The organism is Paraburkholderia sp. FW306-02-B (genome assembly GCF_058782725.1).
This window is the reverse complement of sequence record NZ_JBYSXZ010000002.1, coordinates 1,402,286-1,424,100: the sequence shown is the minus strand read 5'-3', so window position 1 is coordinate 1,424,100 and position 21,815 is coordinate 1,402,286. Positions and strand designations below refer to the sequence as shown.

The window sequence follows — 21,815 nt, the reverse complement described above, 5'->3', positions numbered from 1 at the left end:
GTCCGCATCGGGTCGCTATGTAAAGCTTTGCATAGCGACCCTTCTCGGACGTTTAGGCCGCCGCGACAAGTGACCGCTTTGCGCCCCACGTCGGTCGTTAAGCATGTCCCTACAGCATCCCATAAGCGGACATGCAAACGCACCGCTGACGCGGCATGTTGGCGGTAAGCACTCAATCATGGCCGTCTTGCAAATGAGAGACCATGCCTTGTTTTCGACCGATAATCGAAGCTGCAATGCTTTTTCCTGACCTCCAATGACAGAACAGAGGTGAAAACCGTGTCAGTTATCGAGAGCTTGACGAAAACTGCTGTCGCTGACGTCGATCATTTGCGCGCGATGGATGCGAAAGGAGATGACTTCGGCATTTCCCGCGACGTCGATTTTTGCCTTATCGCGTCGTCGGCTGAGCACGCATCGACTGTTGTGGGCTTTGTTAACGACTACCAGTACGGCCGCGCTTCGGCGCAGCAGGTTGACGACCACTTTCGCGTCCTCGTCGTCATCCACATGCCAGTTCTCCAGCACAATATTTTGGCGGTGTCGGGATTTATGACGTGTATCTCCGCGCTTTTTGGAGTGACCTACGATGGTTGGGGCTGTGTCGTTCAGAAACAGAACTGAAAGACATCTCGGCGTATCGACAACCGCGTGGCGTTTGCCCCATTGCCGTCGGCGAGTGATCAACACCGAAGGTAAGCAGCACCGTCGCGAAATACGTTGACGCGCGAAACAGTCGGCTGCTAGCGAACGGGATCGATGTGTGAGGCGGCGGGCAGCAAAGGAGCTACGTTCCAGGGTAGCAGTTCGTCGATGCGGTTCGCCGGGTGATCGGCGATGCGCTCGATGACGTAATGCAGGTAGGCTTCGGGATCAATACCGTTCAGGCGGGCAGAACCGATCAGGCTGTACATCGCAGCCGCACGTTCGCCGCCTGAGTCCGCACCGGCAAATAAAAAATTCCGTCTTTCGATTGCCACGCCGCGCAATGCGCGCTCGGCAATCAGATTGTCAATCTCGGCCTGACCATCACTGCAGTAATAGACCAGCGCAGGTCAGCGATTCAACGAATACTGGATCGCTTTGGTAGTGTCCGATTTCGCGGAGAGTGTGAGAAGCGTCGCCTCGAACCACCGCTTCATGTCTTCAGGCAGCGGCACAGCCCTCTCCTGGCGAACGCGCTGTCGTTCCTCAGGCGGTTTTCCACGAATGTGCTCTTCGATGCGATAGAGTGCGCCGATGCGCTCGAGTGCTTCGCTGGTGATCGGCGATGACCGAACGGCGTGTAGATCGTGCAGTTTTCGGCGTGCATGAGCCATGCATGCAGCTTCGCGGATCTGGCTGCCCACATAAATCTGGACGCAACATAGCCAGCGTAGGCGTCGGCCTGCAGTACGCCCTTGAATCCGGCGAGATGCCGCTGCGGGTGCTGGCCCTGACGGTTGGCGTATAGGCAAACCAGACTGCGGGTGGGTCCAACGATGCTGAATTCCGGTCATCGCGCACGTAAGCCCACAGCCGGCCTGTTTTAGTCTTGCCGTTGCCCGGTTCGAGAACCGATACCGGGGTATCGTCTGCGTGGATCTGAGAGCGTGCAAAAGTCGGGGAGCTTGATTTAATTGGGACTCCATAGTCTACGGCATGGTTGCACGGTCCATCCTGGCCGTTGGTCGGCGCCCGCCTACCGACACCGGCCCGATGCATTTGCCGTAGCCCGAGTCGACAATCTTGAGCGCCGAGATACGACGGGGCGAGAATTCCCCGTTCAGAACCGCAACCCTGACCTGCGCCATGCGGTGCGCTTCTTCGTCAGTCCAGCGCATCTGTCGCTTCTTGGCCATACGGTAGCTGACAACCTGGTTCACCGCAGACTCGGCGATGCTGCTGCTGATCGGCAGGCCCTTGCGATGCCGCGCGCTGTAGTTGACCAACGTGCGCGCGTTGTTCCTCAGATAACTGGAGACAGTGTTCAGATTCCACCACAGTGTTTTGAATTCGTATCCCTCCCTCCCCAGCAGCCGACTGTCCAGTGCCTTGATCCGCTCCAACGCCTTGCTGCCCTTGCCATGCCAGACCAACCACTTCGCATGGGTGATTTCGGTCTCCACCGATTCCCGTTCCATCGAGTCGATCATCTTGCTGCCGAACACGGAACGCTGCGCCACCTGGAACTTCATCGCGATGTGGAACCAGTCGAGGATCCGGCCGCGAGCCAGCTGACTGCCCTCGACGGTCTTTGCAAATTCACCAGCGTCGTCGCTGATCACGGTCACGCGTTCATCGCTCGCCACACCGTTCCGGCTGAGGAACTGATCGAGGCGCGCTGCAGCCGAGGTGACTTCCCTGTGCACATACGCATACAGTTTCGGAGGACCATCGGTGAACGTCGCCCGCCCGGCGACGATATTCACGTGGCGGCCAGGGTCTCTCCCGGCGTCGCAATTTCGCAGCCACGCCGAATCGACGCTCACGGCGGCTACATGGCTGGATTCGCGAAGCTGTTCGTCTGCAACAGCCTGGGGCGGCCGCACGATCTCGCCCACGAAATCAGCGTCGAGCTGCTTTCCAATATCGAGAATCCGATTCCGGATGCCGCTCGACGAGATGCCCTTGTCAAGCGGCAGCACTTCTTTGAGCATGGCCGTAGCCAGCCGGTATGGCAAATGAGCTGCCCACTTCGCCTGGAGGTATTCCAGCTCCGGAGTGGCGCGCCAGATTAGGTCTTTGGACAGGGGATGCGCCACATGCTGTGGCGTCCGCGTAGTCCGCTGGCAAGCACAAGACCACAGCCGCGGACTCTTCACCGTCACTTTGCCGTAGACAGTGCGCAGCACCGTCGAGCGATTGTCCTTGTGCTTCAAGGCCGCACCGCAACTCCGACAATGGGTCTGGCCTGAGAGCCACGACTGCACCTGTTTCGAAATCAGTTCGGTCTGCACCTTTGCCAGCAGCGACCGCCCTTCCGCGAGAGTCAGGCCCAGTTCGGCAAGACAGCAGTCAGGGCGCTCAATCACAGCCAGAACTCCGTCACCTTCCTCGACCGTATCATTGTCTCCGTCGGCCAACCTTGCTTCGATGATCAATCGCATGGCTTGCTCCCACCGTTGCGAGACCGATCAGCCTACTCCAGACGAAGCCGATGCCGCTACCGGAAGCACAAGCGGCCCTCCTTGGGAGCCTCCCCAACTTTTGCGCGCTCTCATGCCGCCCGTATACCCGCCACGCCCTGCGACACTTATTCCGACATTTTCTTGGCAAGGTCATGGACAACACGGGCACATGTGCCACAAGCATATCTGAAGCTGGATGACTATCCCCTGCCAGCCCCGGACGCTGGCACACGCTGTCGGTCGTGGGCCCACGTGCGAAAATTCGCTAACCGTCCATCGCCTCAAGCGCGGTGACCGCCAAGCACACATCCATTGAAGCCGCTAAATTTGCAATCGGAGGCGGCCGGCGAACCCATCGAGCTTGTCGGGCTCCCCCTTGAGGCGGATGCCGTGTCGCGACGGGCTGTTGCTCCGGAATAGCGTGCGTCGGATACCTGGGGCGTGCCTCACTCGCTTAACGAGGGACCACACTTACGCGTAGCACCCGTGCACTACTCGCGCGAGGTTCTCGCCCGATTGTCTTCCGCATTGGGAAGCGACCGTGGCGCCCGCTCCCCTGTGCTGGGCATCACCGTAGAGATTGCGTGCTTGAATACCATCTGGTGGCCGGACGGGGACTCCAGGAGAACTACGTATGAGTCGAACGACGCGACCTGGCCGCTCAGGCTGATTCCGTTAATCAGGTAAACGCTTGCCGGGGTCTTTCCCTTGAGCAGTGTCTGCAGGAATTCGTCTTGAACTGAGGCTTGATTTGACATGTTGTTCTCCGCCGCCGGTCGTGCTCCGGGACATTGTACGCTTACACCTTCAGTGAAAGAGTGAGGTGTTTTTGGCGATGTCGGCCGCTAGCAGCCCTCCGGCACGGGCTCTCCGGTTTCACACTGGATAACCTGCTCGTGAATTCGGACGGACCGGCACAATAACCAAAGTTGGTTCTTGTCGTGTCCTAATATCACGCACGGCCAAAAAAATCCCGCTCGTAGTGGCAGGCTAAGCGCAGTCTGGGTTGCCTCAGAAGATGAGGCGGACCCAAAAAGAAACTTCAACATGAGAGTTCCCTGCCGACCAGATGCGCAGCCATGCGTACAAGACGACTTTCTGCAGACGCTCGTAAAGGACAAGACCACCGTAAACGTATTCCTCGTGAACGGCATCAGACTGAGTGGTCAACTGGCCGGCTTTGACCAGTTTGCAGTTCTGCTGGAGTCTGGTCCAGGCGTGCAACTTGTTTTCAAACATGCCATTTCGACCGTGATGCCGGTCAATGGCAAGAGCCCTGCACGTGAGCCGACGGAGGTGCCGGTGAGTGATGACAAGTCGAACAACATCCGAGGCCGTGTCCGATGAGAACTGCCATGACATGCTGTGGCCTAGCCTTCACTTGCGCATAGCCACGCGACGTCCACGCCGAGAAGTTCTGAAAGGCGCTCTCAATCCGTACTCTTCGAAACGGTAACCCGGGCGCGTCAAAGGGGCACGCCTCGTTCCGCCGCGCCGAGAGACCTGACCACCCGACTGGAAGTAGTCGTCACTGACCTTGGGCTCTCGCACAGACGGTTAAAGTCGCGGGGGTGACCTGTTTTCGGTCTCGCGCTGCGGTCTCGACATTTTCGGCAGCAACGCGTAGCGCCCCTGGTTGTCGGCTGTCATTTTCCCGTGGTACAAAGAAAGTGTCACGTTCAGCGGTTCGGCTGAACGTGACAACAACACAAGACTTTTCGGAAAATTCAGGAAAATGGCAACAGGTACTGTGAAGTGGTTCAACGATGCAAAGGGCTTTGGCTTCATCACGCCGGACGGCGGCGGCGAAGACCTGTTCGCGCATTTTTCTGAAATCCAGGGAAACGGCTTCAAATCCCTGCAGGAAAATCAGAAGGTGAGCTTCGAAGTAAAGCAAGGCGCGAAGGGCAAGCAGGCTGCAAACATCACGCCGGTCTAAGAGAAAATCTGCGTCACTGCAGCATACGATGCCCGGTTCGCCGGGCATTGTGCTTTCTCGACGGCACATAGCCATGTGAGCATTGCCGACTGACAGAGTTTTTCTGCCGCCAGGCTTTGCGGTTTTGCTAGCCATTCGCGGGCACACTTGCGACACGCTCCCGTACAGCGTTTGCAATGCTCCTCCTAGTGCTCCTTGCATTCTGCGGCGCACGCAGCACACCTGCGCGCACAAGGCACAGATAGCCGCCGCGTGGCGGCGGCTGCATACCATGCCTCCGGATGCAAGGCGGCAGACCGCCGCGCAATCGACATCGGGTTTTATGCGTTCGGCCATTTCGGTTGCATGTTCCTCTCACAAACAGGAAGCGACGCAGTGGTCGCAAGCCGTCGCTCATGCGTCGAAGGCCGAGATGCAAGGTTGATGCTGTTCGTGTGCCATTTAAAGCTCCGATGCAATGGAATGGCCGGCGACAAGACCGGCTCATTTCACCGAGCAACGCACGGACCCAGTCTGCACCGTTGTCCTTTTCGGCCTCCCGTGCCAGAGCCGGGGCAACCGCACTCAGGACCATCGGCGTGAGCCATCAGGTCAAGGTATTGCCTCAGACTGCGTGCGGACGCGGAAAAACCTTTCGACGGGAATAATCGCGACTATGCCGTCTCCGGCCGGCCCGACGCGCGCGATATCCATGATTGCTCTTACGAGGGTTTCAACGTCCGATGCCTGGGCGAAAATTTCGATTTTCAGGTGTTCGGTCGTCCAATCATCGGCAAACAGGTTTGGATGCGCGCCGAACCCTTTTACCTTGCTGACGGTTATGCCGTGGATATCAATAGCGCCGAGCCTCTTTTCCAGAGTTTGCAGAACGTCCGGCCGGACAACCGCCACAACACATTTAAGTTCCATGTCTTGCTCCTCGTTGACTCCTTGATGGAAGGACGTCATGCGCTGCTACCCCTTCGGCGCCCATCTTGCATCAACTACTGCCTTAATCTTCCCTGCATCTCGAACTCCGTCTTGTATCATCTGATAGTGTATCTCTGCCATACCTTGGGGAACCGGGCAAGTTACTGCAATCCGGTCTTCAAAGCATTGCAAGCGCAACGGCGGCGTATCGGCATTGGCGAGCGTGCTAAGTGCCTGCGCCAGCTTCTTCGGGTCGTTGGCCTCTTTTCCATTGGCAGCGACCGTTGCTTCACGCGTAGCCCGCGCCGTCGCAGCATATGCGTCGATTACTTTTTTCGCGCACTTGACGGAATACCGCTGAGATACTCAGTGCTGAAGTATCCTGGCCTCACTACTGTCACATGAATCTCCAACGGGGCGACCTCGATGGCCAAGCACTCGGTGATGCCTTCTACGGCAAATTTCGTCGCGCAATAGCTAGACGGGCCGGCGTCGCCGTGTTCGCAGCGGAAAACTCGCTCGGCGTTCGCTCCATCCGCCAGATTTCTTTGCCCGCGTGCCTTGGATGGCCCGTGAGATGTTGGTTGGGCGCCCGAGCCGACACGATGCGAGCGCGGCGCCTCAGGCTACCGCACCAAACAAGGCGCCGACACCTGCAGACACACCCATTGCCAAAGCACTCCAGAAGACCACGCGGACAACGCCAGGGCCGACCTTCGCTCCGCCCGCCTTTGCGGCCAGCCCGCCCAGAAAGGCTAGCGAAACCAAGGCAGAGAAGACTATAAGTGGAACCAGCACCGGTTCGGGCGCAACTGCGGCAACGATAGCCGGCAAGGCTGCGCCCACCGAAAAGCTGCAGGCAGAAGCCAGTGCTGCTTGCAAAGGTCGGGCGGACGTCACTTTCGAAATGCCCAGCTCATCACGTGCGTGAGCACCAAGCGCGTCGTGGGCCATCAGCTTTTCGGCAACCTGCTTGGCAAGCGGCAAAGCCAGACCGCGACGCACATAGACTGCAGTCAATTCTCGATGCTCGCGCGGAAAGTCAGCCTCGAGTTCGGCCTGCTCTTGGACCAAAGCTGCCTTTTCAGTATCCGCCTGCGAGAAAACAGATACGTATTCGCCAGTCGCCATCGACATGGCCCCCGCAACCAGCCCGGCCACGGCCGTGAGCACAATGCTTCCATGAGAGGAATGTGCTGATGCTACGCCGGTAACGAGGCTGGCAGTCGATACGATGCCATCATTGGCTCCGAGAACCGCAGCACGCAACCAGCAATGGTTTCAAGACGATGCTGTTCCTTACGTCGCCCTGGCATAATTCCTCCGCATTAGAAACGTTGATGCACTATCTCATGGCGGTGGACGCAGGAGCAGCCTGATTGTGTCGCTACGGTAGCGACATCGGAGAGCCAGCAATTAGCCAGCTCGCAGGCTTATGGGGCGCCGCCCGAGGGATGCGCTGCCCGCGCCAACGAATCTGGCGATTCGCGCTGCAGCTTTGGCTCGCGGCGGGACCTGTCGCTAATCACTTGATGGCGTCGGTGGTCGGTCATATTTTTCCAGCCGCGAATTTCTTCGCGTGTCCGAAACCGCCACAGCCTTCTTCGCCGCCAGGTTCTTCTGGCAGCGCCTTCCTGGTCGCGGTTTTGTCCATCACCGAGTTTGAGGGCTACCGATTTGGGGGCGTGAATGCGACGTGACCGTCGACGCTTATGCCGACAAGGAGTCGTTCTCTTTCAGAAATTCGCATCACTCGTCGGTTAGTCGAGACCCAGCATCGTGGGTTCGCCTCCTTTCCACGAGAAGATGCTTTCCTCGCCTCCCTGCAACTATGTGATGCCCGATGTAACGGTCAAGCACCGAGGGTGCCATCCATTGACCGTGATGCTGGTTCAGCAACGCTTCCTTATGCTGCCGGCAGCAGCATGTGCAGTCTATGTTGCACGTCGAGCTCATGGACTTTGACAGCAAATTGAAACGCCCCGTTTCTGGGGCGTTTCCGTTTCAGGCTTTCGACTTGTTCTTGGGGCGCTGCTTGGTCATTTGGGGGCTTTTCTCGCCCTGCGCCTTGCCGGCGGCCTTCGCCGGCGAGGCTACCTTCTTCTTGCTCGACATCTCGGCTTCAGCCCCGTGAGCAGGCGAGGCCTTTCTGGACGACGGCATGATGTACTCCTTATGTCTTGTGCCGTTATGGCACTTTCCACAATAGGTGGCGTGCTGGCGGGAATCAAGGAGCGAAAGCAACGTACCCTGTGGACGCTCGGCAAAAAACCCGCCGACACCGAGGCCGGTTTCGGGTCGTCGCTCCCGAGTGGCGTAGCGCGTCCCCTGCCCGGGTGGTCAGAGCCCGCCATAGTGACCGCGTTGCGACGAACCCAAAGGCCAAATTAACTCGCCCTGGAGCGCCATCAACACATAGGAGGCGACGATTCATTTTTCCAGGAGACGGGTTAGCCCTTGACGGTCGTGGGTCGCACCTCACGCAAAAGAACGGATGGGCCAACGGTCAACTCTGTCGGCTACTCTGTTCGAGAAATGGTGGACGCAGGTCGATGCGTGTCGCTAGAGGAATTCCCGCTCGACCGGCGCTTTTACCTCCTCTACAGCAAAGGGGACGACCGCTGTTTCGTCGTCGTGCAAGACATTGCAAACCGTGCTGTCGTTACCGTTCTGCCACTCTGGATGTGGAAGAACGACGCCCTGTCCGAAAGCTCGTCCCAGGCACACGAAGCTCGAAGTTGCGCTCGAGCCACGGTCCCGCCAGCCAAAACGAGAGAATCACTGTGACGGCAGACCGCGTCCTCAGCTTCGGTCGTTTCGCGTTCGCCACCATCTTCCGGATGGCGCGCATGCTCTGCGCGCCCTATAACCGCGTGGGGAAAGCACAAAAAGAGTTGCTGCCAGTTGCACCGCTCGTGCAAACGTCTCCTGACCTTCACCTTGCGTTCGCTGAACGGGACGGTATCCGTAGGATGTCGACACAATCTGGATAAAACGGTAAAGGCAATTCGGCCGCCTGGCCGCAGGACGCGAGACGCCTCTGCGAGTGCTTTCTCGGGGTGCGGGAAATGGTGCATCCCGAAATTGCAGCCAACCGCGTCGAAGGTTCTGTCAGCGAACGGGAGGCCTTCTGCGCTGCCCGCTTTGAATGTGAGCCCACGGTTATGACGTGTTGCCAGTTTGACCATGGTTGCTGCGAAGTCAATGCCCAGAACATTGGCCCTTCGCGCAGCGGCTGCGGCTGCGGCTGCCGCTGCAAGGTAGCCGGGGCCCGAAGCGACGTCAAGGAAGCTGATGCGCTTGCGGATAGCAAGTGCGCCACGCAGTGCATCGTTCGCCTACGTGGCGGGCGGCCATGCCGGGATGCGTCCAGGCTCAGGACAACTGCACGATGGAACGCGGGCAGCTCGACCGGCAACAACTGCAGGTCGCCAGCACACATGCGCTCGAACGCCTGCCAAGCGGTTGCCCCTGTTCGACCGACAGTAGACGGTCCGTTACTTGATGTAAAGGCCCGCCGTACCCATTACTAGAAAGCAGGGGTATGCGGCAGGCCCATACATCAACAGTGCTATCGCACTTGCAACTGCCAATTGAGTCTTCCTGGCGTTCTCCTGAGGAAGTCAAGTATCTCTGCCTTCGGGGTCGAAAATAGCGGAGGTCTCGTTATCATGGACTTCTCCGGAACCATAACATCGTGTGCAGAGCTGCCACCGCTCTCCGCCGCATTTTGGGCACGTGATGGTGTTGGACGTGCGAGACATGTCTGAAACAGTCTCGATTTCGGTTATCTGCACCTTTCCCGTCCCGCCACATTTTTCGCACTTGATTTTTCCTTGGCCACCACATTGCTGACAGGTAGTCATGGCCTCCCCTCCTGGTGGTTAGGTGTACATGACCATACTACTCCGAGCGCCTGAGAACACGAAGCCAACTGCTGGCCTCCACGAACTCGCACTGTTCCTTGCCGGGCGACGAGAACTTGTCGGCGCGGTACTGGGCCGATTGTGCTTTTTGAGAACACGTGACGCACCTACGCGGCGGTCAGCGCTACGTCGAGCATTTGTAGCACCTCGGCTCGCGCGGATTGCCCTTAAATACGCCCTCCCGATATCCGTTCGTTCGGGGGGACTGATAGGGGACAAATCTACATCCTGCCGAATCGTGTCGAAGACTGGGCTCAATTCCTCGCAGAACCTGTAAGGCATTGGCGCACCGGCTACTCGGCCCGAAGCCTCGCCCCCTGCTGGCAAGATGCCGATGGCTTCCGGTCAGAGGTCGCCGAGGTCCTAGCGACGAACGAGGCCCTTAATGAAACCTCCGTGAAGCGGCGAGTGGCAGGACATGGCGGGTCTGTTTCTCCACGTGAGTCAACGCGCAATTCTAGCCCGCCGTGCAGCGCGTCTGATGTGCGGCGCTCGCGTTGCCTCGGACAGTAGTACGATATTCGCTCGTCTGTGCGCCACGTGCGATGCGTCGGTCCGCGCTGGCGTGACCCTTCCGGATAAGGAGGACCTATGCGCGTGCTGATAGTTGGCGCAACCGGACTGCTCGGCAAGGAAATCGTTCGCCTGCTCTCGCCCGAACATCAGGTCATTGGCGCGAGCCGCAATGGCCCAGACCTGCCAGTCGACGTCGCAGACAAGGCGTCCATCGTGTCGATGTACCAGCAACTCGGAACCGTTGATGCCGTGATTTGCGCTGCAGGTGCGGCAAAATTCGCACCGCTTGATTCGCTGACCGACGAAGACTTCGCGTTCAGTCTGACGAACAAGCTGATGGGACAGGTCAATCTCGTCCGATGCTCGGTCGATCACATCACACAAGGCGGGTCCCTCACGCTAACCAGCGGCATTCTCTCCTTGCATCCGGTCACAGGAAGTGCCGCAGTGGGCATCGTGAATGCAGGGGTCGAGGCGTTCGTCCGGTCCGCAGCTCTCGAATTGCACGGCAAGGCACGCGTTAACGTCGTCAGCCCAGGCTGGGTTTCAGAAACACTTGCCGCGATGGGGCAGGCCTATTCGGCAGGTACTCCCGCCGCGGTGGTGGCCCAAGCGTACAAGCGAAGCCTGGTCGAGGACATCACGGGACAGGTCATTCCAGCCAAGAAATCGTGAAAGCAGCGCCGCCGTCGTTCAACACGCTGCCGTCGCAGCAACCGCGTTCGACTTCAGTCTTGCAGTCTTGACTTCTGGCAACGGTGCGTTTCGTAGAGAATAGTAGCCACAGCGACCTGTGGGATGCTGAAGGTAACTACATTCCGCAGCAATATACGTTCCCACACGATGCGGCCAATTTCCAACAGGCCTGGTTACGCATGGACCGGTCATGCCACGGGCGGCAGGGCGATGAGTTGGTACGTTTTGCACGCCCGTACCCGAATCTTCAACGAGGAGGCGCAATTCGCGGCAGTGAACTGACACTTTTAAACGGGATGGAACCATGGATGTGCGTGCTCGCAAAGTCGGCCACCCAATGCCGGAAGTCGCCGCGTTCATGGAAAAGCTGCGCTCAGCCTTCGGCGAAGAGGCGATTGACGATGCAGTCAGGCTCGGGAAAGCTGGAGAACCGGTCTTCTACGCCTGCGAAAATGGCCGCGCTGTGGGCACTGCAAGCCCAGCGAGCGACAATGCCTGGTGCGTCACCGATGACATACGGGACAGGCAATATTGCGACGGCTGCGATGGCGGGTGCGTCGGACAGGGTGTTGGTTGCAAAGAGTGGCTGCAACGAAAGGCAGGCAAGGAGCGTTTGTGAAGAGAATTGGATTGGCCATACTGATGGCGACACTCGCGCCGGCCGCGTTTGCGGCTGGCGTGTATACCGAGGTTTGGAGTCCGCCAGAGGCACGGGCGACCGCCCCACACAGAGTCAGTGCTGCGCACAAGCTCGCAGTTCATCGACACGTGGTTGCTCACGCGGTGAAAGTGCACGCGCGGCGCGCGCCGACGTCTGCACCTAAGCTCATGGCGAAGCAACGCAACATACAAAAGGACCCTCCGGCAAACGAGCCCGATATGTCTGAGATTCCGCGGCAGCTCACCCCCGAGGGAAACGTGCTTCGGGTTGATTCTCGTGGCATTTCGGCAGAGGTCACTCGTTGATGGAATCGGAGACCCACAACGGCTATAGCGTGTGACCCAGTGAGCACGTTAGCGCGAGGCGTGCCGGTAGCACACACCACCACCGACACAACCGGGACGGCGCTAACCAGTGTGACGCGTATGGCGGTCAGCAGGCAACCCGAGCTTTACCGGCAACCGCAACGCAAGAGGCGCAATCATTTCGTCTCTGGGACGTCTAACAATAACGCTGTGCTTATCTCTGGGTAGACCGCAATGCTGAAAGTTATTCGCAGATATCTGCTCGCGTCGAGCTTGTTAATGGTCGTCAGTGCTGCTTTCGCTGGCGAGCAGCCGTTCAACCAGGCCCGGTTCGACAGGCTGAACGCCGACGGGAAGCCAAACATCGTCTACTTCCATGCGACCTGGTGCCCGACCTGCAAGGTCCAACAACCCATTGTGGACCGTCTGGCAGCGAGCCCGGAAATGAAAGACGTGACCATTTTCATGGCCGACTACGACAAGGAAGTTGCCCTGAAGCGGGCGATGAAAGTGACTCAGCAGTCGACATTCGTTGTTTTCAAGGGTGGCCACGAAGTTGAGCGCTCTACGGGGCAGACGCGCGAACAGGACATAAGAAACACGTTCGCCAAAGCACTGTAATGGATTTCACTCCGGGTACGTACGCGCTCGGGTTCCTCGCCGGAACCCTGACGACGCTGTCACCGTGCGTGCTCGCCCTCCTTCCCATACTCGTTGTGTCTGCATTGGCGGTACATCGGCTGGGGGTAGCTGCACTTGCAGCCGGATTGGGTGTGTCCTTCTCAGTCATCGGCATTTTTGTAGCGACAGTCGGTGTGTCGCTGGGACTGGATAACGAGGTGTTCCGTCGCGTGGCCGCCGTGCTGATGATTCTGTTTGGGCTCGCGATGGTTTCCCAGCGACTGCAGGCCGTCTTGAACCGCGCGACCGCTGGGATAGGTGGTCCCAGCCAGAACTGGCTCAGCCGGATAAAGGGCGACACCCTGTCTGGCCAGTTCGCGGTCGGACTGCTTCTGGGAGCCGTCTGGAGTCCATGCGTCGGTCCAACCTTGGGCGCGGCAACCACGCTCGCCTCGCGAGGCGGGAGTCTCGGTAATATCGCGCTGTTGATGGGTATATTTGGATTCGGAGCCGGCCTTCCGCTGGCGATTCTCGGTTCCCTTTCCCGCGCTTCCACACTGAAACTGAGAGGTCGACTCCGCTCTGCGGGAGCAGTCGGAAGAACCGTTCTCGGCGCGGTGTTCATAGCCTTTGGCCTGCTCGTCCTTACGGGGCTGGACAAGACGCTGGAGACAGCGCTGCTGTCTGCAAGCCCCGCGTGGCTGACGGACTTCACAACGTCCCTTTGAACCTGACAAACGCGGATATCGGCACCGGTGGTCGTGCAATGGCCTCCCCAACGGGCTCCGATACCGCAGAACATCCGGGCTTCCGTTGCGCCATCGCAATATCGCTTCATTTTCGCCAGCATGTCCCAATTTGAATCCAATAGCCTGTGTCTTCCGTATATGCGGTTAGGGCAGGGCAAATGTGCGCTGCGTTTTCATGAGACCCGTTATGAAACGCAAGATGATTTTTTCGGCTGCAGCGTGGTCGACGGCAATATCCAACGCCTTTGCCGTCGGCGGGACTGTGACTGTAGGCAGTCAGGCGATGTAAACGAATGCGACTTCGGCACGACCAGGAGCGCACACCCGCTGCCGCCTCTGTCATTTTCAGCACCCAACCACGACTAAACCACATGCGTGAGTCCGGATGTCACGCAAGTCCGGCATCTGCCGGCCCAATCAGCTGGCTGCGCTCTGCCGCTGCGCAACCAGGCTGTCTTCAGCGGCTTACCTAAGCTCGCAGGGACCCCAATTCCTGCCGAGCTCGCAAGGAGAAATGCCATGCGCAAGCTAACGCTAAAACTCATGCTTGGTTGTACCACTGCTATTTCAGTCGTTGTGTGCAGTACGACGTTCGCACAAGGTGGAGGAAATGGACAGGGCGGAATCGGTGCGGGCAATGCCCACGGTGCGGCAACGGCAGGAATGACGTACCACGGGGACCCCGTCACGAGTCCGCTGGATGCGATGCGGGGAAAAGCAACGAAAAAAATGGCCCCGCACGAAACCGATGTGCACTCGATGCCACCCGATGACGCCATGAGTCCGGCGAAAACCGGGCAGTGAGGGGCGCCCGCGCTTCGCGTCAGGGGTTACTCAACCTGATGAAGCGCGAGTAGCGAATCACACTTATGTCACGCACCTGGTATTCGATTTCCGGCTCTGGACCGTCGCTGTCGGGCCCTGTTCCCCCGCAGAACGCGGCCTTTTTTCATCAGCGGAACAAGGTCGCGCCGTGTGCCGGTGTCGGGTTAGACGTTTCGAAGTGCGCCGGTTTCGCGACATTTGCTTACACAATTCACATTCCCGAGGTCCACGACCGCGACAGCGGGCGCGATATATTCGCCAGGATCAAAAAGGGATTGCTTTGACGAACGACTCGTTGAGCACAACGCCAATGTGGTCACGAACGCGACTGCGATTGAAATCGCGATAGCAACCCCAACATCGCACCAACACACAACAGACAGGTATCAAAGATGAAAGCTGTTAGCAAATTCGCGCTAGCTATTGCAGCGCTAGCACTCGCAGGCATCGGAACGGCAAATGCGGCTGGCTGCATCAAGGGTGCAGTCGTTGGCGGCGTCGCCGGACACTACGCTGGACACCATGCAGTCGCGGGCGCTGTTGGCGGCTGTATCGTCGGCCATCATCTGGCGAAGAAGCATGCCGAAGAACAGGCCGCACAGCGTCAGACGGCACGCGTGGAGTAGTGCTCAAGAACACATTCGCTCGTCCCGCCGTTTAAGCGTGTCTTAACTGTTTCTTGCCATCATGGTTGCACGGCACGTCCAAGGTCGCCTGTTTCGCTTCCGGCGCATCTGCTGTTTTTTTGATGAACAACCGATGCCACCGCGGCGACGCAGACAGCTATCGGAAGAATGTAGGAATCAACATGTCGAGTAAATCGCGAACCCGAAAACATACCCGGCCGGCTATGTCACCATTGCTGCGTGCGTTGACCTATAGCCGCGCCGCGCACGAGCCGGTCACCCAAGCGATGCTTTTGCAGTGCTACACCGCTCTGGATGCCTTCCGACACGGCCGTGGCTCGCGAGGCCTGTTTTCGACGTTGGGCCGGCATTTGCTCGTTGCCGAGGAGCTGTGTCGTCTTGGGCTCGGTGCGGACCAACTGGCTGACGTGGAAAGCGCACATGCAGCCATGGCCCACATCAATGCCACGGAACATCACGACGGCAACTGGATGCTCAGCGACCGCGAGTATTCCCTCCTTTGCGCAGCGCTCGCAATTCTGGATGCTCAACTGTCCATAGCCTCTCTTGACGAGATTGCGAGGGCGGAAGCAAGGGTAGTCGAGGGACTGATTCGAGCAGAACAGAAACAGGCTATTGCCGAAGCGTCGATGTAACGGCCATACGAGAAGGGGCCATCCTCCCTTCCAGTTGAACGAGCGAGAACTCCGGATTGCATGCACCGGAACTGCTTGTATCAACCGGTGGCCTTCGTATGTAAGCAAAATAGTTGCTCAGCGAAAAAGCCTCTGTTCGGACCTACGTCTCGCTACCGGCGCGCTTCTCAGCTGCCCAATCGGAGATTTATGTACAAAGGCGTACTGGCCGCATTATTGGTCGCAACTACGGTCTTCGCCCTCCCTACGGAGGCCAGCGCGCGGACGCGCATGGAATGCCGGCGTGTTTGGGTGCACGGGCACCTCGTTCGGAGATGCAGGCCGTTGCCACCACCACGGCGGCATCACCATCGGCCGCCGCCTCCAGCGGTTCCGCCACTTCCGCCGCTTCCACCGCCGCATCAATAATCGTTTGTCGGGGGCGTTCGATGCGCGGGCGCACTATCGCTTCCGCTACTTATAAGCAAACAGATGTGCGGAAATGGACGCAGTCACCTACCCGGGAATCGCTAACTTCTTCGACCCTGCCGAGTAGTTTTTAGGTGCGTGGTTGCGGGATTCCCTAGCCTCACAGTGAACACGGGCGAGCGTGCCGCCGCAACCTCGCCCAAGCGAACGGACAGCAGTCGTTCACTAACACGAACGCGGTTTGCGGCGACCGTCTACAATCAGCGAGGTATACAGCGCGAACGCGGACAAACGCACAGCGTGCGCCGCTGCGCTGGTGTCTGCTGAATCCGGAGGAATCATGAGTCGAACTGAGACTGCTCTGATTGTGGGTGCGGGAAAGGGGCTGAGTGCCTCTCTCGCGAGGCTGTTTGCGGGAGAGGGTATGCAAGTCGTGCTCGCAGCCCGCGATACCAGCAAGCTGACGAGCCTCGTCGACGAGACAGGTGCTCTTGCCTTGAATTGCGACGCAAGTCGGCCGGATGATGTCACCGCACTCTTTGACAGCGTAGAGGACGCATTCGGCGCTCCCGACCTCGTTGTCTACAATGCGAGCGGCCGCTATCGCGCGGCGGTCGAAGAGATCGAGGCAGAGAAACTTGAGGATGCCTTTAAAGTGACCGCATTCGGCGGCTTTCTCGTCGCCCAAGCCGCAGCCGTTCGAATGCTGGCACGCGGCAGTGGCAGCATCCTGCTGACCGGCGCTACCGCGAGTGTGAAAGGGCTACCTGGTTCGACGCCGTTTGCGATGGGCAAATTCGCGTTGCGAGGGATGGCCCAATGTATGGCGCGCGAACTCGCCCCAAAAAATATTCATGTGGCGCATTTTGTGATTGACGGTGGCATCGCCAGTAGTTGGGCGCAACCGGACGACGCCAGCACTGACGACAAATGGTTGGACCCTGATGCGATAGCACAGGAGTATCTCCATATCCATCGTCAGCACCGCAGCGCGTGGACATGGGAGGTCGAACTGCGACCTTGGGTCGAAAAGTTTTGACGAGCATTTCGACGGAAGAATAAGGAAGGCGTCGGCTCCACATTGGCGCCATCGGCTTCATCCACCATCTCCGCGGCAGCTCAAGAACCGTGTCAGTTATGCCGTAATTGCCATCAGCGAGTCGCTCAATTCGTCAAAATCTAACAATCAATATTGAGGAAGCAGATGGCAGTCATCAACGCGTACCTACCGCAACCGTCCCAGCTGATGTTCGAGACCGAAGAGGGACAAAAAGTGGCCGGCGCATGTATCGAGTTCGGAGGCTGGCATCATCGCGACAAGACGCTGACGCCAATCCGGCTGTCGGCCTTGCTTACAATACCGGGTAACCCCGGCTTAGCTTGGGCGATGGACAGCCTCGCTGCCGCAGCCGAAGCGGGCATCCTTGACGGCGACCAGTACGTTGGCCAGCTGTTTGCGACCGAAGAGGATGTGCGGTCCTTCCGGCTCATTCTGCGCGACGCAGACTTCGACCGGCGGCTGAACGACCGTCGCTTCAACGCATTGCAGAAATTGGGCTGCGCGGAAATGGATGCAGCGACTTACGCCGGCATCGCGACTTTCCTCGACCCGGACGAGTAATATCGAATTGCGCAAGGCATCGGTCACATGTCCGATACGAGCCGTTGCGTTTGCGCGACCGCTTTTGTAACGGCTACATGCGCTCTCCTCGTAACATGACAAATTGGCGGTATCGAACCCGCCAAAGAGAAGCGGTAGCTGATTAAGCGTTTGAAGGGCGACAGCGGTCGGCTCTAGGATATTTCTGGCGCGACGCAGAAAAATCGGTTTTGTCGCAGTAAGGCTCGCGGAGAAAAGATGATCGATATGTGAAGTACTGCTTATGTTATCAGTTCGTAGAATTGACCGGCGGCGGACGGATGGGTTCCGCGAGCACACGTCATCTGTCCTTTGGCGATCATATGCATGACTTCGATGCCGCCCAGCAGAATCCGGGCGCAGCGAAAAGTCTTGAACCCCAGCATGGGTCGTGTGCGTCGCTTGATCGCCCGATGGTCCTGCTCGACGAGGTTGTTGAGATATTTGGACTGGCGGATCTTGATGGGCACTTCACGATCAGCATTGATGGCTTCGAGCGCGGCGAGATTGGCGCCGCTCCTGTCGATAGTCACAGTCTCGGGCACGCCATTCTGGTCGATCGATTTCTCGAAGTATCGCCGGGCCGCGGCCTTGTCCCGATGGGCGCTTAGCAGGAAGTCGATGGTGTTACCCTCCTTGTCGACGGCCCGGTAGAGATACCTCCATTGCCCTTGATGCGAATGTACGTCTCGTCCATTCGCCAGCTCTTCCCGACTGGCCGCTTGCGGCGGCGGAACGCCTTCTCCAGCACCGGCAACAGCTTGAGCGCCCAGCGATGCACGGTCGAATGATCAACACAAATGCCACGCTCAGCGACCATCTCTTCAATGTGACGCAGGCTCAGCGGATAGGCAACGTACCAGCGTACGCACATCAGGATCACGTCGAGCGGGTAATGCAGGCGCTTGAGCACTCGGGCCACCGCCGGATTCAACGTCGTCATCAAGCTTTCAGCCGTTCATGTTGTTCCGCACATCATAGCGGATCGCCTTATTGCAACAGAACCCTCACAAGTGCCCCATGGTCCGGGCGACTGCTGAAAGTGCGCCCCGGCGCCGCGCCGGCAAGGGTCCAGGATTGATCCGCTCTTCCTGAGCCGCACTGGTGGAAGCGCAGTTCGAAGATTCTCTCGAAGGTCGACGTCACCCACCCGAACGTTGAACTCGATATCACTGTCGGGATCGTGAGGGCTCTCGAATCCGGTCGATCCTCCGGTCGCGAACGTCTGCCGGCGGAAGCCTGGTGCGAGGGATTAAGCAGACGCTGTCTGCGGATTCTGGACCGTATCGCACGCGCCGAAGCCAAACAGGCTGCATGGCGTGGTGTACAAGACGCACCGGCGCGTGTCGGGACCGGGGAGTTGATGAGCACGTTGTCCTTTGCCAGTTCCTTCGCCGCAGCCTTGTTGGACGCGATGGGAGGGATGAGAGAACTTTGAATAGGCAAATCTGGCCTCGACAGTCGCCCGAGCGACAACAAGACCTATATTCAAGGGATGCCCAACAACATGGACCGCGAGCGCTAACATTACTCGCGCGTGCGCAGGCTGTTCACTCTGCTCTATCTGGGCGCCTTGCGGATCACCGAAGTGGGTGAAAACACAATGGGCCGCTGTTTCTACCTTCGCGACAAGAACGGCGAGGATCACTGGTGGCTCGAAGTGCTGGGTAAATGTGGCAAGGAACGGCTGATGCAGGCTACCGCGGAAGAGATAATGGAACTCGGCGCGTCGCCACCCTCGCAGCGCACAGGTCGAGGCTTGGTCGACGGCCCAGCCAGCCCATCCTGACGGCCTAATTGCAGCGACCTGCAGTTGAAACCGGCCGAACCTGCGATCCATGCTGTTTTCGGCCAGGATTAACTCCATCTGTTGCACGCGTGCCCGGATTATCTGCAACTGAGCCTGCAATCAGCGGCACCGACCCGCATTCGACCGCCGCGTGCCCACATTAGCTGCAAATGACGCAGATCAATACTGTAGCCCTGCCGCGACGGGCAGCACAGGACCCACATCTGCCGTTCGACCCGGCGTGACCTCTACGGTACCTTCCATGGTGAAACGTTCATTCGCGCGGTCATGTCGGTCGGCATGTGCTCGGCCACTGCGGCCGCTCACGCCTTCCCCGTTGTAGTCATTCCGCAATGACTGCTTTCGTGCAATGCCGAATAACCGCTACCGACCCCGACCCTGCCATTCTGCCGGCTCAGGGACAAACGAAAGCCCAGTTTGATCAAGTTGAAGAGTCGATTAGGTGTCCATGTGGGTCACATTTACTCGACTTCAAAACTAAAGAGAGTCAGTTTTAAACTCACATTTATATATTGGCTGTTGATCAATGTGTATGAATGGAATTCATGTTAGCCATTATTGTCGCGAATTTGACTCTGAAAATCACCCCACAGATACTGGATTCCATCCGGCGCCGCGCACCCCGCCTCACGACATGGGCACCATCGTGGGCAAATGATCTTTCACGCACCTGGAAAGGATAATGGTATTCATGAATACGCCAAGACATCACGTGTTGGAGAAATTCAGATTTTACGCGGTATTGACGCAAACCAGATTGAAGCGTTTACCGACATTGCTCGTCTCGTCCAGTGTTGCCGTGACGCTGGCGGGTTGCGGTGGTGGCAGTTCCTCGATCACGCCAGGTCCGACAATCGCCATGACTGACGTCGGCGCGGTGCAGGGCGCGATGACCAACGGCGTCATTGCTTACAAGGGCATCCCCTTTGCGGCTCCGCCAGTCGGCAGCCTACGCTGGCAACCGCCTCAACCCGTGGCGGCATGGAGCGGCGTGCGCCAGACCACGTCATTTGTTCACGACTGCATGCAGGCTAACGACCCGGCGGTTACGCCGCTGGCTACGACGCCGTCCGAAGATTGCCTGTATCTCAACATCTGGCGTCCCGCAAACACCACTGCGGCAGCCGCGCAGAATGCGAAATTACCGGTGATGGTCTGGATCTACGGTGGTGGATACGTCGTGGGCGGCACGTCCACACCCAAATACGACGGCACGCAATTTGCGGAGCAAGGCGTCATCCTCGTCACTTTCAATTATCGTCTCGGCCGCTTTGGCTTCTTTGGCCATCCCGCGCTCACTGCGGCCGCAGCGCAGTCCGGCCAGGTGTTGGGCAATTACGGCTACATGGATCAAATCGCCGCGTTGAAGTGGGTGCAGCGTAACATCGCCAATTTTGGCGGCGACCCCGGAAACGTCACTCTTTTCGGCGAATCGGCCGGCGGAGAGTCGATCCATAATCTTTTGACATCACCACTGGCCGCGGGATTATTCCAGAAGGCAATTAATGAGTCTGGCAATGGACGCGTAAATCAATATTACGGGCGTTCCCTAACACGTAACGCAAAAACCGTCGGCGCCTCCGCCGAAGAGCAGGGTAGCGTATTCGCTCAGGAATTCGGTATCACTGGCACCGACACGAACGCGCTCCAAGCGCTGCGTGCGCTGTCCGCAGATCAAGTCGTCGACGGACTCGACGTTACGACGTTGAATACTCCGCATAACGTCGCCACCTTTTCGGGCGGCGCGATCGTCGACGGCAAATTAGTGCTCGATGAACCCGAAAATCTGTACAACAGTGGGCAATTCGCCAAAGTGCCCCTCATGCTCGGGGTAAACAATGCCGATCTCGGCTTTTCCACTCCAGGTATTACGACGAAAGACCAGGCGTACGCGATCTTTGGCGCTCAAAATCTAGCTGCAGCAAGCGCGGCATTTGATCCCACGGGCACGGCCTCCGTCGCCGCCGTCGAAAGCCAGATCTCCCGCGTAATTACAATGGACGAGCCCGCGCGTTTTGTTGCACGAATCTTCACCTCCCGAGGTGTCCCCACCTACTTGTATCGCTTTTCGTACGTCGCGCAATCGGTGCAAAACCAAGTCAGCGGCGCGACGCATGGCGCGGAGATTCCATATGTTTTCGACACACTCGCGTCGAAATATGGCACTGCGGTCACGAGTCAGGACGAACAGGTGGCGCAGCGCATGATTGCGTATTGGGCGGCGTTTGCCAAAACGGGGAATCCGTCTGACGCGGGCCCGATCAACTGGCCAGCGTACAACATCGCGCTCGACAATCAAATCGAATTTACCTCGGCCGGCACAGTGCAGGTGGATCAACCAAATCCGGTGAAAGCACAAATCGATCTTGTCCAACCGCTTAACGACGCAAACCAAACGGTTAACCGGCAATACCAGTAG

The 21,815-nt window shown here is 58.4% G+C and carries 23 protein-coding genes and 3 pseudogenes; 15 read left to right on the top strand and 11 right to left on the bottom strand.

Translation table 11 applies throughout. The features are described from left to right. The first annotated feature begins 279 nt into the window (after positions 1-279). A complete protein-coding gene (locus AC3WOG_RS27555) occupies positions 280-624 on the top strand; it encodes a ribonuclease E inhibitor RraB (protein WP_492581011.1) in 345 nt (114 codons plus the stop codon). Positions 625-743: 119 nt separating this feature from the next. On the opposite strand, the pseudogene tnpC reads toward AC3WOG_RS27555, so the two are convergent. The 3 genes and pseudogenes from tnpC to hfq (AC3WOG_RS27540) form a co-directional block, all read right to left on the bottom strand. Further along, a pseudogene (tnpC, locus tag AC3WOG_RS27550) lies at positions 744-1,587 on the bottom strand (IS66 family transposase); the annotation flags it as partial. A 47-nt stretch (positions 1,588-1,634) separates the two neighbouring features. Continuing rightward, positions 1,635-3,089: an ISKra4 family transposase gene (locus AC3WOG_RS27545; protein ID WP_492581010.1), complete on the bottom strand. Its 1,455-nt coding sequence runs from the start codon at positions 3,087-3,089 to the stop codon at positions 1,635-1,637. Positions 3,090-3,601: 512 nt separating this feature from the next. Further along, positions 3,602-3,868: an RNA chaperone Hfq gene (gene hfq / locus AC3WOG_RS27540; RefSeq protein ID WP_492581009.1), complete on the bottom strand. Its 267-nt coding sequence runs from the start codon at positions 3,866-3,868 to the stop codon at positions 3,602-3,604. Positions 3,869-4,157: 289 nt separating this feature from the next. Here hfq (AC3WOG_RS27540) and hfq (AC3WOG_RS27535) point away from each other — a divergent pair, with 289 nt between their 5' ends. Both hfq (AC3WOG_RS27535) and AC3WOG_RS27530 read left to right on the top strand, forming a co-directional pair. Then, complete coding sequence (hfq, locus tag AC3WOG_RS27535; protein WP_492581008.1) at positions 4,158-4,457, top strand: RNA chaperone Hfq; 300 nt, start codon at positions 4,158-4,160, stop codon at positions 4,455-4,457. Positions 4,458-4,845: 388 nt separating this feature from the next. Beyond that, positions 4,846-5,049: a cold-shock protein gene (locus AC3WOG_RS27530; RefSeq protein WP_492582469.1), complete on the top strand. Its 204-nt coding sequence runs from the start codon at positions 4,846-4,848 to the stop codon at positions 5,047-5,049. 228 nt (positions 5,050-5,277) lie between these two features. Here AC3WOG_RS27530 and AC3WOG_RS27525 read toward each other — a convergent pair. The 7 genes and pseudogenes from AC3WOG_RS27525 to AC3WOG_RS27495 all read right to left on the bottom strand — a co-directional run. Beyond that, positions 5,278-5,391, bottom strand: a pseudogene (locus AC3WOG_RS27525) (four-helix bundle copper-binding protein); the annotation flags it as partial. A 249-nt stretch (positions 5,392-5,640) separates the two neighbouring features. Next, on the bottom strand, positions 5,641-5,958 hold the full coding sequence (locus tag AC3WOG_RS27520) for a P-II family nitrogen regulator (RefSeq protein ID WP_172170488.1): 318 nt from the start codon (positions 5,956-5,958) through the stop codon (positions 5,641-5,643). A 326-nt stretch (positions 5,959-6,284) separates the two neighbouring features. Beyond that, on the bottom strand, positions 6,285-6,500 hold the full coding sequence (locus AC3WOG_RS27515; RefSeq protein ID WP_492582468.1) for an SDR family NAD(P)-dependent oxidoreductase: 216 nt from the start codon (positions 6,498-6,500) through the stop codon (positions 6,285-6,287). Positions 6,501-6,579: 79 nt separating this feature from the next. Then, a pseudogene (locus tag AC3WOG_RS27510) lies at positions 6,580-7,274 on the bottom strand (VIT1/CCC1 transporter family protein). Between the two features lie 688 nt (positions 7,275-7,962). After that, positions 7,963-8,121: a hypothetical protein gene (locus AC3WOG_RS27505; RefSeq protein ID WP_492581007.1), complete on the bottom strand. Its 159-nt coding sequence runs from the start codon at positions 8,119-8,121 to the stop codon at positions 7,963-7,965. Between the two features lie 437 nt (positions 8,122-8,558). Beyond that, positions 8,559-9,266, bottom strand: coding sequence for a class I SAM-dependent methyltransferase (locus tag AC3WOG_RS27500; RefSeq protein ID WP_492582467.1), 708 nt, complete (start codon positions 9,264-9,266; stop codon positions 8,559-8,561). Positions 9,267-9,581: 315 nt separating this feature from the next. After that, a complete protein-coding gene (locus AC3WOG_RS27495) occupies positions 9,582-9,824 on the bottom strand; it encodes a hypothetical protein (RefSeq protein ID WP_492581006.1) in 243 nt (80 codons plus the stop codon). A gap of 231 nt (positions 9,825-10,055) precedes the next feature. On the opposite strand from AC3WOG_RS27495, the gene AC3WOG_RS27490 reads away from it, so the two are divergent. The 10 genes from AC3WOG_RS27490 to AC3WOG_RS27445 all read left to right on the top strand — a co-directional run bounded on the left by AC3WOG_RS27490 (position 10,056) and on the right by AC3WOG_RS27445 (position 17,568). Beyond that, on the top strand, positions 10,056-10,397 hold the full coding sequence (locus AC3WOG_RS27490; protein ID WP_492582466.1) for a DUF6946 family protein: 342 nt from the start codon (positions 10,056-10,058) through the stop codon (positions 10,395-10,397). A gap of 78 nt (positions 10,398-10,475) precedes the next feature. Then, positions 10,476-11,075, top strand: coding sequence for a short chain dehydrogenase (locus AC3WOG_RS27485; RefSeq protein ID WP_492581005.1), 600 nt, complete (start codon positions 10,476-10,478; stop codon positions 11,073-11,075). 325 nt (positions 11,076-11,400) lie between these two features. Further along, positions 11,401-11,715 carry a hypothetical protein gene (locus AC3WOG_RS27480; protein ID WP_492581004.1) on the top strand — a complete coding sequence of 105 codons (315 nt, stop codon included), beginning with the start codon at positions 11,401-11,403 and terminating at the stop codon, positions 11,713-11,715. Between the two features lie 581 nt (positions 11,716-12,296). Next, positions 12,297-12,683: a thioredoxin family protein gene (locus AC3WOG_RS27475; protein ID WP_492581003.1), complete on the top strand. Its 387-nt coding sequence runs from the start codon at positions 12,297-12,299 to the stop codon at positions 12,681-12,683. Continuing rightward, entirely contained in the window at positions 12,683-13,411 is a 729-nt protein-coding gene (locus AC3WOG_RS27470) for a cytochrome c biogenesis CcdA family protein (RefSeq protein WP_492581002.1), read from the top strand. Before AC3WOG_RS27475 ends, AC3WOG_RS27470 begins: the two co-directional genes overlap by 1 nt. Before the next feature lie 540 nt (positions 13,412-13,951). Continuing rightward, positions 13,952-14,236 carry a hypothetical protein gene (locus AC3WOG_RS27465; protein ID WP_492581001.1) on the top strand — a complete coding sequence of 95 codons (285 nt, stop codon included), beginning with the start codon at positions 13,952-13,954 and terminating at the stop codon, positions 14,234-14,236. Positions 14,237-14,649: 413 nt separating this feature from the next. Beyond that, a complete protein-coding gene (locus tag AC3WOG_RS27460; RefSeq protein ID WP_492581000.1) occupies positions 14,650-14,883 on the top strand; it encodes a hypothetical protein in 234 nt (77 codons plus the stop codon). A gap of 182 nt (positions 14,884-15,065) precedes the next feature. Further along, a complete protein-coding gene (locus AC3WOG_RS27455; RefSeq protein ID WP_492580999.1) occupies positions 15,066-15,539 on the top strand; it encodes a hypothetical protein in 474 nt (157 codons plus the stop codon). 748 nt (positions 15,540-16,287) lie between these two features. Beyond that, on the top strand, positions 16,288-16,986 hold the full coding sequence (locus tag AC3WOG_RS27450; protein WP_492580998.1) for an SDR family NAD(P)-dependent oxidoreductase: 699 nt from the start codon (positions 16,288-16,290) through the stop codon (positions 16,984-16,986). 165 nt (positions 16,987-17,151) lie between these two features. Continuing rightward, positions 17,152-17,568 carry a hypothetical protein gene (locus AC3WOG_RS27445; protein ID WP_492580997.1) on the top strand — a complete coding sequence of 139 codons (417 nt, stop codon included), beginning with the start codon at positions 17,152-17,154 and terminating at the stop codon, positions 17,566-17,568. A gap of 260 nt (positions 17,569-17,828) precedes the next feature. Here AC3WOG_RS27445 and AC3WOG_RS27440 read toward each other — a convergent pair. Continuing rightward, positions 17,829-18,529, bottom strand: a protein-coding gene (locus AC3WOG_RS27440) for an IS6 family transposase (RefSeq protein ID WP_492580989.1) whose coding sequence is annotated in 2 segments (ribosomal slippage) — positions 17,829-18,253 and positions 18,253-18,529 — 702 coding nt in all. Because the reading frame shifts where the segments join, the coding sequence is not laid out codon by codon here. Positions 18,530-19,174: 645 nt separating this feature from the next. On the opposite strand from AC3WOG_RS27440, the gene AC3WOG_RS27435 reads away from it, so the two are divergent. Beyond that, entirely contained in the window at positions 19,175-19,375 is a 201-nt protein-coding gene (locus tag AC3WOG_RS27435) for a hypothetical protein (RefSeq protein ID WP_492580996.1), read from the top strand. Positions 19,376-20,078: 703 nt separating this feature from the next. Next, on the top strand, positions 20,079-21,815 hold the full coding sequence (locus tag AC3WOG_RS27430; protein ID WP_492580995.1) for a carboxylesterase/lipase family protein: 1,737 nt from the start codon (positions 20,079-20,081) through the stop codon (positions 21,813-21,815).